Here is a 14,247-nt window from a genome sequence, read left to right on the forward strand (position 1 = left end):
AACAGTATTTAACGATAGTAGTTGAAACATGGCAAGCAATAAGATAATTAAGAAAATACTTCTAGCGTTAAGTGTTGTTGGCCCAGGTCTATTTTTAATAGGTTACAATATTGGCACGGGGAGTGTCACTACTATGGCCAAAACAGGAGCAGAACATGGTATGGGTTTATTTTGGGCTCTCGTACTCTCCTGTATATTCACCTATATACTTATGGTCGCTTATGGAAAGGTGACCTTGGTTTCGGGTCATACGGCTCTTTTTAATTTTAAAAAAGAATTTCGTTGGGGCTGGTTGCTTTCCTTGTATATCATTATTGCCTTGATAATAGGAGAATTACTAGCTCTTATGGGGGTCATGGGCATAGTTGCCGATCTTATACAAGAAGGAATCAAGTTAGCCTTTAACGGTCTGGAGTTGAACACATTTTATATCATACTTTTTTTCGTGATGATTCTCTATCTGTTCCTTTGGTTCGGGAAATACCAGATGTTCGAAAAAATACTTACGGTTCTCGTAATCATTATGGGGCTATCCTTTCTTGTGGTGTTCATTATGGTCAAACCTAGTATGGGCGCTTTGATCGAGGGTATGGTTCCCTCCATGCCTGGCACTCCCAGTGAATATATGTTAATAGCGGCTATTGCGGGAACTACCTGTTCGGCAGCAGTTTTTATTATGAGGAGCACGGTAGTGGCAGAGAAAGGTTGGGGGATAAAGGATATAAAAAATGAAAAAAGAGATGCTTTTGTTTCTGCGGCTATGATGCTGTTTCTAAGTGGTGTAATTATGGCGGTAGGGGCAGGAACCCTTCATGTAATGGGTCTCAAACTGGATAACACGGTAGATATGATACAGTTGTTCGAACCGATTGGGGGAAAACTATCGGCTTTTCTTTTGATTATAGGAATTGCCGGGGCGGGACTCTCCACGGTGTTTCCAATTGTACTGATAGCTCCATGGCTAATTGCAGATTACACGGGGAAGCCAAGAGACATACACTCTAAGCAGTCCAGGGTTCTTATCGTCATAGCATTGTTATTTACTTTCGGGACTGTATTTATGGACGAAAAGCCACCTATTCTAATGGTTTTTTCTCAAGCTTTCCAAGCTTTTATTCTCCCGGCCGTAGCAATTCCCATTTATATTTTAATCAATAAGAAAACTTTGATGCACGGGCACAAGGCAGGTCTTAAAATGAATATAGGCATTATAGCGGTCATATTATTTTCTTTGATAACATCGTGGTTCGCCATGATGGAATTTATATACTAAAAAAACTAAAATGAATACATCTTTTAAAATTAAGGAACTGAACATAGACGTATACCCAAAACCTGAGGAAATGGGGAAAGCGGCAGCTGATTTTGTTGAAAACAAAATAAATGAAGCAATCGAGTCAAAAGGCGTTGCCAGGATAATTCTGGCAACGGGTGCTTCTCAATTCACTTTTCTTAAGGCTCTGACTATAGCAAACATCGATTGGAGTAAAGTAATAGTATTTCATTTGGACGAATATTTCGGCATATCGGATTCACATCCCGCCAGTTTTCGTAAATATTTAAAGGATAGGATTCTGGAAATAGTGAACCCTTCGGAGTCGTATTTTCTGAACGGTGATGCAGATGATATTGAACATGAAATTAACGCATATACTGCTCGGTTGGAAGCGCATGATATAGATGTGGCCTGCATCGGAATAGGAGAGAACGGGCATATCGCCTTCAACGACCCTCCAGTGGCGGATTTTAACGATACAAAATTGGTAAAGTTGGTAGAATTGGACGAGCAATGTAGGAATCAACAATTTGGCGAAGGGTGGTTCCCTACCATAGAAGCTGTTCCTAAGATGGCCTTGACACTTACTATACCGGCCATAATGAGAAGTAAGACAATAAGCTGTGTAGTACCTGACGAAAGAAAATCGGAGGCAGTTTATAACGCATTGTACGCGGATATTTCTACAGAATGTCCAGCAAGCATCTTGAGAACACACAGGGATGTAAAATTGTTCCTGGATGCGCAATCGGCATCTCGATTAAAAAAAAAATAATTCAACTGGTAATGCTATTCGGAAGAATGCTAAACAATTATAATCTAAACAAAATATGGAAAACAAGCGGAGGGATTTTATAAAGAAGGCGGCTTTGGGCGCTTCATCCTTATCAATCGGAGGGGTGTTGCCGGGGTTTAGCGCTAAAAGTTACGGTAATATAATTGGATCTAACGAACGACTAAAAGCTGCCTGTATGGGAGTGAACAGTAGAGGACTCGCCGTAGGCACCAACTTTGCCGTGCAATCAAATTGCGATGTAATCTATTCTTGTGACGTAGACCAGAGAGCATCTGCAAAGTTTATTGGGGCCATAGATAAAATACAGAATAAAAAACCGAAACATGTAACAGATTTTAGGAAGGCATTGGATGATAAGGATGTAGATATTCTGGTTGTTACCGCACCTGACCATTGGCACGCCCCTGCGGCTATAATGGCCTGTAAAGCAGGTAAACATGTTTATCTAGAGAAACCGGCAAGCCACAACCCTAAGGAAGGGGAACTTGCGGTGGCCGCTTCCATTAAATATGATAAGGTTGTGCAAATGGGAAACCAGAGGCGTTCATGGCCCAATGTTGTAGCGGGTATAAAGGAGGTCAAAGATGGTAGTATAGGGCGTCCTTATTTTGCCAAAACGTGGTATACCAATAATCGTCCTTCAATTGGAAAAGGAAAATTGACAGAGGTACCGTCTTGGTTGGATTATGAACTATGGCAAGGGCCGGCGCCCAGAGAGGCATTCAGGGATAATTTAATTCATTACAATTGGCATTGGTTCTGGAACTGGGGCACTGGTGAGGCTCTTAACAACGGGACGCACTTTGTGGATTTGGCCAGATGGGGCCTAGGTGTCGAATTCCCTACCAAGGTTAGTTCCAGTGGTGGTCGGTATCGGTATGATGACGATTGGGAAACACCCGATACACAAATCATCAATCTGGAATTCGATAACAATACCTTGATGACATGGGAGGGTCGCAGTTGTAATGGTCGTTCCGTGGAAGGAAGCACCGTTGGCGTAATATTTTACGGGGAAACAGGGTCTTTGGTCATAGAATCCGGCAATTCGTACAAAGTCTATGATTTGGATAACAATTTGGTCAAAGCGGTGGACGACAATCGGAAAATCAGTGCGGACAGCCTTTCGAACCCTTCTCAACTTTTAGACATTATACATATTCAGAACCTTTTTGATGCCATACGAAAAGGGACACCACTTAACTCGGATATTGAAGGTGGCCATCAAAGTACGCTACTTGTTCAACTAGGCAACATAGCACTGCGTTCCGGACAAAATTTAAGAATCGATCCTAAAAATGGACATATACTGGACAGTAAGGAAGCAATGAAATATTGGAGCAGGGATTATGCTCCAGGATGGGAAAAATTTTTACAATAATGAGTGTTATTGTTGGTTGAAGTGATTTCTACCGGAAATCCGTTGTAATCTTCAAATCCTTTTTTAAGGGTTTGAAGATTTTTTACGTAAAGTCATTTATGAACTTAATCTACATGTAAAACTTACCCTGTAATAGGCTTTTCTTTTAAGTAGTACAGATTCTTTACCAACTTACTCTCGTTACAATTACGGATTTGTTGTCATTTAGAAAACCGACGGAGTAGTGCTTTCCGTTTTTTAGTTGATACACGAATTGTTTAGCATATTCTTTCCCTTCAACACGTTGTTCTATATAGTCCAGTTCCTTGGAACTCATTCTATTGGTTTTTTCTTCAAATCCGGTATTTATTAATTGATTTTCCAATTTTTTAAGATCATTTGGGTCAAATTCAATCAAAAATGAGGAAATATAATCTCCAAAATGGTCAGGAAAAGAAGCAGTTTTAGCTATTATGTTGCCACTTTTCGGGAATTCCATGTCCGTAACTTCTTTAAAATCCACTTTATAAAATTCGTCCGATGGATATACGGCATCATAAATAAAGTATGCGGCAATGAAGATGGGGATAAAAGCCAGTAGCCTCAATCTTTTATCGATGCCTTTCTTTTTAATCCACTTATATAAGACGTACGAAATTCCAGTAGGTACTGTAATTCCTATTACCATTGCTATAAAAAGCAAAAACATAAAATCCATTCAACTAGTAGTATGATACATCAATTATATAAATACCTATTTCCTGCAGTTCTAGTTCAGTAGTAGACCAAAGCGAGGTTGGTCCACAAGGTATTTTATCTCGATTAACGAGTAATCAATTTTCATATATCAACAGTATTAAAGTCTTATTTGTAAACTTAGTCCAGAGAAAAGCATTATTTTTTATGATAATGTACTCTCAGTCAGCCCCTAAGAATACAAAATCAAAAACACCCCGATCATAATACCCGCTAGCGGCACTAGTTTCTTGCGTTTATTCTGTTCTTTAAAGATGAGTCCGCCTACTACTACGGCAATGAGTATCTGGCTGCGTTTAATGGCGGAAAGCAACATGATCAATGCATCTGGGTCTTGCAGGGCTTTAAAGTAAAAGTAATCCGCTATTTGCAAAAGGATGCCGACAAGTGGAATGGACCACCGCCACTTAAAGGCTTTTCGCTTTTCCGCGTTCGGAAACCAGGTGATGCTCAAAATGACGAGTAGAATAAGGACGGTGTAGAAGCAAAACCAGAATTGTAGGGTCTGTGGGTTCAAGGTAAGACTCTGAATGAGGAATTTATCGTACAATCCGCTGGAAGCCCCTAAAAAGGTAGCGCCAATAATGGCGAATATCCATTTGTTGCTTTTAAAATGGATGCCTTCCTTTTTACCGATTCTAGAATAGAGCAATACCGAAAATATAATCAGAAAGAACCCCACCCATTGCAGCCCGTTGGGCTTTTCTTGGTATATGGTAATGGCACCTATAAATGTAAAAAACGGACCTGCGGACCGTATGGGCGTAACTATGGTAATGGGCAAATGTTTTAACGCCTGATACGCCAACAACCAGGAAGCCGCCATGATGGCGGACTTTATAGCAATGTACCCATGCGTTTGCCACGGGATATTCGTAACGTAGAAGTTTAGACTTTTCATATACTCCGGATACCAAGCGGAGCTTACATAAAAAGGCAGTAACAGCAAAAAGCCCGAAGAAATGGTGCCCAAAAGCACCGGAAAGACTTCATTGCCCTGAACGGCATGTTTTTTAAGCAGGTTATGAAACCCTAAGAATAAAGCGGCCAGAAGCCCAAGATACATCCACATACAGCGCGCGAAGATATTGGTTTTTTAGGTTTTGAGCGTCGTCCGCCGCATTGTTTTCCTGTAGGTGGAATCTATTCTAAAACGGAGTAGGAGTTGGGTAATCCACAGAAACCCGGTTTACAACAAAGATTCTGAATTCGATTACACTTTTCTGTAATAGATATCTTAGTATATTTTAATATATTTAGTCACTCCAAACCACGTACTGACCAAAATGTATAAAATCTTATCCTTAGATGGCGGCGGCAGTTGGGCCATTATACAACTACTCACTTTACGGGACCGCTACGGGAATATGAACGGTCATGAGGTACTCCGTAAGTTTGACCTGGTCATTGCCAATTCCGGCGGAAGTATTGTTTTGGCTGCTTTGGCCGAAAATTATTCTATAGATAAGGCCATTACCTTGTTTAAGGATAAAGAAAACCGAGAACGTATTTTTCATAAGAATGCCTTTTGGGACCGCTTTTTTCCGGTGGATTATTTGCGGTTTTTCGGTATTGGATTTGGACCAAAATATAGCGCTACCAAGAAAATGGAAGCTTTTGAATATCTGTTTCCCGAAGTAGATAAGGTGCAGATGTCAGAACTGCCAAAAATCATTGGTAAAGAATCCCTAAAAATTGTGGTCTGTACTTATGATGCGCTCAACAACCGCGCTAAGTTTTTTAAATCCTACGCCTTAACGCCTTCGCGTTATGATTCCGTGCGGCTTACACAGGCCATTAACGGTTCTTCCAATGCGCCGGTGCAGTATTTTGATTTTCCTGCACGGTTCAAAGCGCAGGAAAGTGGCGTGTTTTTTGAACTTTGGGATGGCGCTCTTGGCGGATTTAATAATCCTATTCTAGCGGGTATTATTGAGGCCTATAAACTGAAAGTGGACCTAAAGGACATACAGATTGTTTCCCTTGGTACCAGTAACCCGCTAATGTCTTCGGATAATAAAGAGACGTTTTGGAACTGGAAGCTAGACACCCAGCAACACCGAAGAAAGAAATGGGCTTTTCATAAATTTAAACCACAGCTCAGTTTCTTTATGGAAACCGTTTTTAACCAAGCCAAGACCATTTTATACCAACCGCCAGATACCGCCAATTATATGGCCATGATGTTTTTTAAAGCCACCACAGGCAAAGATTTGAACGAAAGCATTATACGATTATCGCCACTTATTCATTTTGATGATAAGCTGTCTACGGAAGCCGTACCGCTCATAAAAGAACTGTATGAGTTGGATATGGATTTGACCAAAAACGCCCAAGTGGACTTGCTATTACAATGTTTTGATGCCTGGAAAGCCGGAAAAATTTATAACCAACCCGTAGAATTTGAGGTAGAACGAAACAATGATTTGTTGTTTATCTCCGGAGATAGATGGTATCAGGATGGGATGGATAGGTGGTGTGAGTGGGAGCTGGAGGAGTAAATAACCCAGAAGGCTCAAGATAACCATTTATTGAGAGTTCAAAAAGATTAGTTTTTCGTGGTCTGCGGAATGGGATATTTTAATTTATAAATATGTTATTGCAAGATAAAATTGTTGAAGCTTTTGTTGATACTTAAATTACAACTTACCTCATATATTATAATAAACTTATTAATTTGCAGAATACTCAAGAATACCAGGATTCTAAATGGAAATTAAAGAAAAAATCACAATTGAAGATGTTAACGGGAGTAGCTTTAGGATAAGGCTTGTGGAATCTGAGAGCCCCAAAAAATCGGCGTTCACACACTATTTACATAATTCAAAAAATGGTGTTTCCCAGTTTTATAAAGATGATGCTATAGAATTTGTAAAAGATATTCTAGTACTTAAAAACCCTAAGGTAGAAGTTACTAGCAAAGCTGCTGAAGAAGCATTACAATATTATCTTTTTAATTTTAAAAATGATGTCCCGTTTCCTGAGCCTAAAAAACCAAAATTTAAGTTTATTGACTTATTCGCTGGTATTGGAGGTTTTAGATTAGCTCTTCAAAATTTAGGAGGGAAATGTGTTTTTACAAGTGAATGGGATAAGTACTCCAAGCTTACCTATGAGGCTAACTTTGGCGAGGTTCCTTTTGGAGATATTACAAAAAAAGAAACCAAAAGTTACATACCTGATGATTTTGATGTGCTATGTGCTGGATTTCCATGTCAAGCTTTTTCTATTGCGGGTAAAAGAGGTGGTTTTGAAGATACAAGAGGAACGCTATTTTATGATGTTGCAGAAATCATTAAAGAGAAAAGACCCAAAGCTATTTTTCTTGAAAATGTAAAAGGTCTTAGAAGTCATGATAAAGGCAGAACATTGGCTACCATCTTAAATGTTCTTAGAAATGAACTAAACTATTATGTGCCTGAGCCAGAGGTTGTAAATGCAAAGAATCATGGAGTTCCTCAAAATAGAGAGCGAATTTTCATTGTTGGTTTTAGAAAGGATTTAGGTATTGAAGAGTTTAAATACCCAAAGGCCACAGATAAAACCAAAGTGATAGAAGATATACTTGAGCCGGACGAAGTTTCTGTAAAATACTATTTATCAGAAACATATATTGACACACTACGTGCTCACAGAGCTAGGCATGAGAGTAAAGGAAATGGATTTGGATATGAAATTATTCCAAATGACGGAACGGCCAATGCTGTAGTTTGCGGAGGTATGGGTAGAGAAAGAAATCTCATTCTGGATGACAAATTAACTAATTTTACTCCAGTAACTCATATTAAAGGTGAAGTTAATAGGGAAGGCATAAGAAAGATGGTGCCACGTGAGTGGGCAAGACTACAAGGATTTCCTGAGCAATTTAAAATAGTTGTTTCAGATGCACAAGCTTACAAACAGTTCGGTAATTCTGTTGCGGTACCAGCAATTCAAGCAACTGCGAAACAAATTCTTAAAACCTTAAATCATGAAAGGAAATAAGGGAGAATGGAGTGAATTGTACACATTTTTTCGGCTACTTTCTGATGGAAAATTATTTTCGGCTGATGAATATTTAAATAAAACAGATTCTTTCGTAGAAATACTAAATATTAATAGAAAGGATGCTGGGGATAATTTAATTTTTAAAGTTGAAAAAAATGCTTCCATAAATTTAATTGATGGAAATACTAATAAAATCATTTTATCTTTTCCGCAATCTAAAGCAGAAGAAATTGCTGATGAATTAGTTTCTGATATTTCTGGAAAAACAGGTGTTTCTTCAAAATTAATAGACAAAATTCAAAAATTAAATCTTACCCAAGTAGCAGACAAATCCTTAGGTAAGGGAGATATAAACATATTAATTTATGACCCTGTTCACGGGATTAGATCTCAACAAGAATTTAGTATAAAATCATTTTTAGGGAGTGATCCTACTTTGTTTAATGCTAATAAAACTACAAATATCACTTATAGGATTACGGATTCTTCTAATAATCCTATTTCTGCAGCCGATTTAATTGATGTCAATAGTATAAAAACTGGACACAAGTATATAAAAAGAATTGCAAGACTTAATGACTTAGGTTATAACGTTAATTTCGCATCTTATGATGATAATACATTTAAGCTTAATTTACAGGTAATAGATAGTGATTTGCCAGAGATTATTGCGCATGTTGTGAAGGATAAGTATGTAAGTAAAATAACAAAAATTACAGAGGTTATTGATAAATTAAAAATTGATAACCCAATGAACTATGATTTAACTGAGGGTCATAGATTTTATGAATATAGATTAGTTAATTTTTTGGTTGAAGCAGCTCTAGGTATGACTTCCAAAGCTGTTTGGTCTGGTAAATATGATGTTGTCGGAGGGATAATAATTGTTAAGCCAGATGCACAAGTACTTTGTTATCATCTTATTGATTTTAACAAGTTTAAACAATACTTAAAAAATTCTTCAAGATTAGATAATCCATCAGGTTCTAAAATGGGTTATGGTTCAGTATATATGGAAGGTGGAGAGTCTTTCGTAAAACTGAATTTTCAAATTAAAGCGTAATGAAAGACAAAGAGTTTAAAATGAGTTTTGCACATAAAACCTATTGAACATCTAGGGTTTAAAATGCATTCTCTTGTGCCATCTGCCTTAGCTGAACTAATTACCAATCCCTATTTCTAGTTTGGATACTAAACTACAAATGATGATTTAGGAACAGTAAATAGTACCTTTGAAAGGTTGGTAAAGACCAATATTTAGAGAATTAAAAGAATACATGAAAGAAGATACTCAAATAAAATGTCCAAACTGCGGCACATCAATAGATGTACAAGATATTTTGGCGCATCAACTTGAAGAAGAAATCAAACAAAAATATCAGTCTCAAATTGCCGTAGAAAAGAAACGTTACGAATTTGAGCAAGAGAAACTGAAGCGTGAAAAAGCAGAGTTTCAAGAGAAGAAAAAGCAAGAAAACGAGCTTTTTCAAGAGCGTTTAGAAAATCAATTAAAAGAGGGCAAGAAAGAAATAGAGTCCAAGCTTAAGCTCAAATTAAAAGAAGAACAGTCTGAACAGTTTGATGCTTTACAAAAGGAACTGAACGAGAAATCTGAGCAAATTAAAGAGCTCAATAGAACCAAGGCCGAAATTGAAAAGCTAAAACGCGAAAAATCCGAGCTTAAAGAGATTGCAGAAGCAGAATCTCAAAAGAAATTGAACGAGATTCTTATTGCAGAGAAAGAGAAGATCAAGAAATCCGAGGAAGATAAAAACGAATTGCGTTTTAAAGAAATGCAAAAGCAATTAGAAGACCAAAAGAAGCTTACCGAGGAAATGAAACGTAAGCAAGAGCAGGGTTCTATGCAATTGCAAGGCGAAGTTCAAGAACTGGCCATTGAGGAATGGTTGGCGGCTCAATTTCCGTTAGACTCAATAGAAGAAATTAAGAAAGGCGCTAGAGGCGGAGATTGTATTCAGGTTGTGAATACCCGTGCCGCACAAAATTGCGGGTCCATTTATTACGAAAGTAAACGTACCAAAGATTTTCAGCCTACTTGGATAGAAAAGTTCAAAGCGGATATTAGGGATAGAGGCGCTACTATTGGCGTTTTGGTTACCGAGGTTATGCCCTCCGGTATGGATAGAATGGGTCTGAGAGATGGTATTTGGATATGTAATTATGACGAATTCAAAGGCCTTTGCGCCGTTTTAAGGGAAACCATTGTTAAACTGGATACGGCCATTAGTTCCCAAGAAAACAAAGGAGATAAAATGGATATGCTGTACACCTTTCTAACAGGTAATACCTTTAGAATGCAGGTAGAAGCCATAGTAGAAGGCTTCACCCAGATGAAAACCGATTTAGAGAGCGAGAAACGCTCCATGCAGCGTATTTGGAAGCAGCGTGAAAAGCAAATCGAGAAAGTGGTTACGAATACCATAGATATGTACGGCTCTATAAAAGGGATTGCCGGAAACGCCATACAATCGGTTAAAGCATTGGAATTACCGGGTGGCGATGAGGATGAGTTGTTTTAAAAACGTCTGGAATTAAGTAATTAAAAAAGCCATAGAATTACCTTTAATTAGGGTTTCTATGGCTTTAGTTTTTAAAGTCGTACGCTAGTTTTTCAGATGTATAAAATAACAAAGCCCAATTTAACATTGGATTTTGTTATGTTGTATTTATAAAAAGTCTTAAGTCAACTACTTTATTTTACCAATAAACTCTAGGATTTCCGCTGCGAACAGTTCCTTTTCACTAGCCATAGGATTATGTCCTGATCGTTCAAAAATTAGCAACTCTTTGTCTTCTGACCCAATATTGTCAAACGCTTCTTGAGCAAATTTAGTAGGAACTATTAAGTCATGTTTTCCGGTAATAATTAAAGATGGAACGGTAATTTCAGAAAGTCTATCGGTATAAGATATATCCTCCCAAAGTCCGTTGTTTGTCAATATTTTTAGAATTTGACCAGAGTTCCATAGGGCCATGAATACGTTGTAGTTAACGCCAATTTCATCTTCCCAATTTTCCTCATTAATTATATCATCTTCAGCCAGTTGTTCTTCTGCTGTAAAGGCTTCACGATTTAAATCAAAAAAATTATCTTCGTTATAAGTAGGCGAAACGTTATCAACTAACTGCAACACCGTTTCCCAATAGTCAACACTATTATCTAAAACTATTTGTTCGTTTGCTATTTTTGCGTGGTTGGTAATATATTCCAAATACATTCCTTTAGGGTCGTGAGCCCCATCTACATCGATCCAACCAATGAACTCCTCTTGACCTTTCAATAGGGTAGCGGTACCTAAGGTGCCTCCCCAGCTATGGCCCATTAAAACTAATTTAGAATCGTCTCCATATTTTTCTTTTATCACCTTTGCCAAAGCTAAAACATCCTCGGCCATTAGGTCTACAGTCACTTCCTTTTCTAAATACTTGCCTTGGGAAACACCAGAACCGCGTTGGTCAAAATACACTACGGCATACTTTTCTTCAATTGTTTCTATGAATGTTTCTGTCCTGTAGGTTAAACCAAAACCTCCCGGACCTCCATTCAATACAATCAGGAATGTTTTTTCTGTAGCGTTCCCATGAACATAAGCGGGCATATCCGCATTTTCATGACGCACAAAAAAGGTTTCACTTAAATTATCTATCGCATCATCAGAAGAACAAGAGAAAAGACTAAATAATGCAACTACTAGAAGAAGTGGTGTTATACGGGTTAGAGTAGTTCTTAGCATTATTTTTTCTTTTTAAAATTAAAACGGTATCCATATTCTAAAGAAACCACCGGTAAAGAACCTGCGTTATAGTCTGTACGTACAGAAAAGTTTACATTAAAATAACGGCCTGTGAGCTTTTTGCCTTTTCGTTGTTTTCCAAAACCAATGGAGAGTGAAGGTGAGTAATACCCTCTGCCTGCTAAGAAAACTTTATCAACATCATCTCCGTTAACTTCGTACGTTTCTGGTAAAAATGAGCGGTAATAGCCCAAAGGGTTGAACTCCACACTAATCTGTTTTCCTTTATGATTTGTTCTGCGCCACGTAAGTCCGTAGTTCGTAAAGAGTCCCGTATTTGTGTTGTTGAAGAAATTGGTGGTAACACCCAAATTACCATTCAGTAAAAATTGATGTGTGATGGTCTTGTTGCCACTTTTGCGTTCTTTGACCTTTGAATTCTCTTTCCACAAGTATTCGGTACCAACGTTAATTCCGTTGTTCCATAGGAGGTTGCCAAAATAACTTGCTTTGAATTCTGTACGGTCTAAAAAAGATTCCGGTAATTCTGATGGTTCTTTCTTTTGGGCCTGTAAATGGGTACAACCTAAAAAAAGAAATAAGGGTAGATGTTTTATCATTTCTTGATTTTAAGTCGTAAATATATAAGGCGAAGAATAAAACAAATGCTAATTGTGATATTGTTAAGTAGTAATTAACAGTGATTTATGAGTTGTATTATCTTACATATTTCTGTTCTAATCAAAAAAATAGGGCAAGTTACTAATAATAAAACCGTAACCAATTTAGAAATTACAATGTATCAAAATTTACTTTAACATAGCAAGTATTGCAAGGGTTGCTAAGTTTTCCGGGTATTCAGGAAAGGTGTTAAAAGTAGATTAAGCTGATATCAACTTACTAAAACCGAACCTTTAAACCCTAAATTTTTGGGTCGGGATTTAAAGTGTTTTCTCCACCATCCTGTACTAAAAGCATATTCATTGTAGAAGAAGCATGACGGTATTTTACGGCCTCTTGGTATTCAGGGTCCGCAAACCAATCATCTACGCTCTTTCTATTAGGAAACTCTAAAATTACCATTCTATCATTGTACGGTGTTCCTTCTACCGTAGAAACCGCTTCTCCACGCGTTAGGAATTTACCTCCGTATTTCTCCACTGTTTTAGGGGTTCTATCGGTATATTTTCGATAGGTTTCAAAATCATGAATAGTCATCATTGCAATTACATAGGTAGCCATAGGTTTTTATTTATTTGTGTTGGTCTTAGCTTGGTTTATCCAGTCTTTGGCAATTTCGTCCGCCACTTCAGAAGTCGGTCGTTTTTCGTTTTTCGCTTTTTTCAAAAGGTTTAAGATGATATTGTATAAACCCGAAACCCGTTCTTTGGAGTCTTCCATTGTAGGTTTTGAGAATATTCTAGATCCCGCACCCATCATTCCACCGGCATTGATAACATAATCGGGTACATAGGTAATTCCCAATTCCATAAGCTGTTTTCCGTGTGCAGCGGTAGCCAATTGATTATTGGCAAGTCCGCAAATGCCTTTGGCCTTTATTTCATTGATGGTAGCATCATTGATAATGGCACCCATAGCACAGGGAGCAAAAATATCTACTTCGGTAGTATGTATTTCTTTAGGGGAAACGGCCGTTGCTCCATAGGCTTTCACAACAAAATCCACCGCTTCTTGATTTACATCTGCCACCACCAATTGTGCACCTGCCTCATGCAAAAGTCGGGATAATTCTCTTCCTGTGGCTCCCAACCCTTGAATAGCGACCTTTTTTTGTGATAGATCAGTAGAGTTCCATAGGTGCATTGCCGCGGCTCTGATGCCTGTAAATCCACCAAAAGCGGTAAACAAAGAGGGGTTGAAACCAGTAGGGTATTGGCTTGCCCTGGCAAATATAAAATCGCAATTTTCAGCTAATACATCTGCATCTTCAGGACCGACACCTACATCAATAGCGGTCCAATACCTTCCGTTTAAATGCTGGACATGTTTTGAGAACGCCCGTAACAATTGCCTTTTATTCGGCGTGTTGGGGTCGGCAATAATAACACATTTGCCGCCGCCCAATGGCAGTCCTGCGATGGCATTTTTATAGCTCATGCCTTCTGAGAGACGAAGTACATCTGTAAGTGCATCGTCATAGGTTTCGTAGGGATACATGCGGCATCCTCCCGCTGCAGGGCCTAAAGCGGTATTATGTATGGCGATTATGGCATGTAGGCCCACACTGGCGTCATGACAATATATTACTTGCTCATGGGCGTTAAAATCTTTGTGGTTGAAAACGGACATATTGTTA

Annotated in this window: 13 protein-coding genes; 7 read left to right on the forward strand and 6 right to left on the reverse strand. The window is 38.2% G+C overall.

Annotated elements, in window-relative coordinates:
• Positions 1-28 precede the first annotated feature (28 nt).
• Genes IWB64_RS15815 through IWB64_RS15825 form a run of 3 tightly spaced genes read left to right on the forward strand, consistent with a single transcriptional unit; the run spans position 29 to position 3,453 of the window.
• A complete protein-coding gene (locus IWB64_RS15815; RefSeq protein ID WP_194534928.1) occupies positions 29-1,273 on the forward strand; it encodes an Nramp family divalent metal transporter in 1,245 nt (414 codons plus the stop codon).
• 10 nt (positions 1,274-1,283) lie between these two features.
• Positions 1,284-2,051, forward strand: a complete 768-nt coding sequence (locus IWB64_RS15820; protein WP_194534929.1) for a glucosamine-6-phosphate deaminase — start codon at positions 1,284-1,286, stop codon at positions 2,049-2,051.
• Positions 2,052-2,106: 55 nt separating this feature from the next.
• A complete protein-coding gene (locus tag IWB64_RS15825) occupies positions 2,107-3,453 on the forward strand; it encodes a Gfo/Idh/MocA family protein (RefSeq protein ID WP_194534930.1) in 1,347 nt (448 codons plus the stop codon).
• A gap of 163 nt (positions 3,454-3,616) precedes the next feature.
• Here the strand turns inward: IWB64_RS15825 and IWB64_RS15830 are convergent, their stop codons facing one another.
• Positions 3,617-4,150, reverse strand: a complete 534-nt coding sequence (locus tag IWB64_RS15830) for a hypothetical protein (protein WP_194534931.1) — start codon at positions 4,148-4,150, stop codon at positions 3,617-3,619.
• Between the two features lie 210 nt (positions 4,151-4,360).
• Positions 4,361-5,260 carry an EamA family transporter gene (locus IWB64_RS15835; protein ID WP_194534932.1) on the reverse strand — a complete coding sequence of 300 codons (900 nt, stop codon included), beginning with the start codon at positions 5,258-5,260 and terminating at the stop codon, positions 4,361-4,363.
• A gap of 214 nt (positions 5,261-5,474) precedes the next feature.
• Between IWB64_RS15835 and IWB64_RS15840 the strand changes: the two genes are divergently transcribed.
• The 4 genes from IWB64_RS15840 to IWB64_RS15855 all read left to right on the forward strand — a co-directional run bounded on the left by IWB64_RS15840 (position 5,475) and on the right by IWB64_RS15855 (position 10,715).
• Positions 5,475-6,689 carry a patatin-like phospholipase family protein gene (locus IWB64_RS15840; protein ID WP_194534933.1) on the forward strand — a complete coding sequence of 405 codons (1,215 nt, stop codon included), beginning with the start codon at positions 5,475-5,477 and terminating at the stop codon, positions 6,687-6,689.
• A gap of 208 nt (positions 6,690-6,897) precedes the next feature.
• Positions 6,898-8,172 (forward strand): DNA cytosine methyltransferase, encoded by a 1,275-nt coding sequence (locus IWB64_RS15845; RefSeq protein ID WP_194534934.1) that lies wholly within the window; start codon positions 6,898-6,900, stop codon positions 8,170-8,172.
• Positions 8,159-9,238, forward strand: coding sequence for an HpaII family restriction endonuclease (locus IWB64_RS15850; RefSeq protein ID WP_194534935.1), 1,080 nt, complete (start codon positions 8,159-8,161; stop codon positions 9,236-9,238). Before IWB64_RS15845 ends, IWB64_RS15850 begins: the two co-directional genes overlap by 14 nt.
• A gap of 214 nt (positions 9,239-9,452) precedes the next feature.
• Positions 9,453-10,715 (forward strand): DUF2130 domain-containing protein, encoded by a 1,263-nt coding sequence (locus IWB64_RS15855; protein WP_194534936.1) that lies wholly within the window; start codon positions 9,453-9,455, stop codon positions 10,713-10,715.
• A 168-nt stretch (positions 10,716-10,883) separates the two neighbouring features.
• On the opposite strand, the gene IWB64_RS15860 is transcribed toward IWB64_RS15855, so the two are convergent.
• The 4 genes from IWB64_RS15860 to IWB64_RS15875 form a co-directional block, all read right to left on the reverse strand.
• Positions 10,884-11,930 carry an alpha/beta fold hydrolase gene (locus tag IWB64_RS15860; RefSeq protein WP_194534937.1) on the reverse strand — a complete coding sequence of 349 codons (1,047 nt, stop codon included), beginning with the start codon at positions 11,928-11,930 and terminating at the stop codon, positions 10,884-10,886.
• A complete protein-coding gene (locus IWB64_RS15865) occupies positions 11,930-12,550 on the reverse strand; it encodes a hypothetical protein (protein ID WP_194534938.1) in 621 nt (206 codons plus the stop codon). Before IWB64_RS15865 ends, IWB64_RS15860 begins: the two co-directional genes overlap by 1 nt.
• Before the next feature lie 301 nt (positions 12,551-12,851).
• Positions 12,852-13,172, reverse strand: coding sequence for a DUF1330 domain-containing protein (locus IWB64_RS15870; protein ID WP_194530527.1), 321 nt, complete (start codon positions 13,170-13,172; stop codon positions 12,852-12,854).
• A 6-nt stretch (positions 13,173-13,178) separates the two neighbouring features.
• On the reverse strand, positions 13,179-14,240 hold the full coding sequence (locus IWB64_RS15875; RefSeq protein ID WP_194534939.1) for a Glu/Leu/Phe/Val dehydrogenase: 1,062 nt from the start codon (positions 14,238-14,240) through the stop codon (positions 13,179-13,181).
• Positions 14,241-14,247: the final 7 nt, after the last annotated feature.

The organism is Zobellia nedashkovskayae, from assembly GCF_015330125.1.
Lineage (GTDB): Bacteria > Bacteroidota > Bacteroidia > Flavobacteriales > Flavobacteriaceae > Zobellia > Zobellia nedashkovskayae.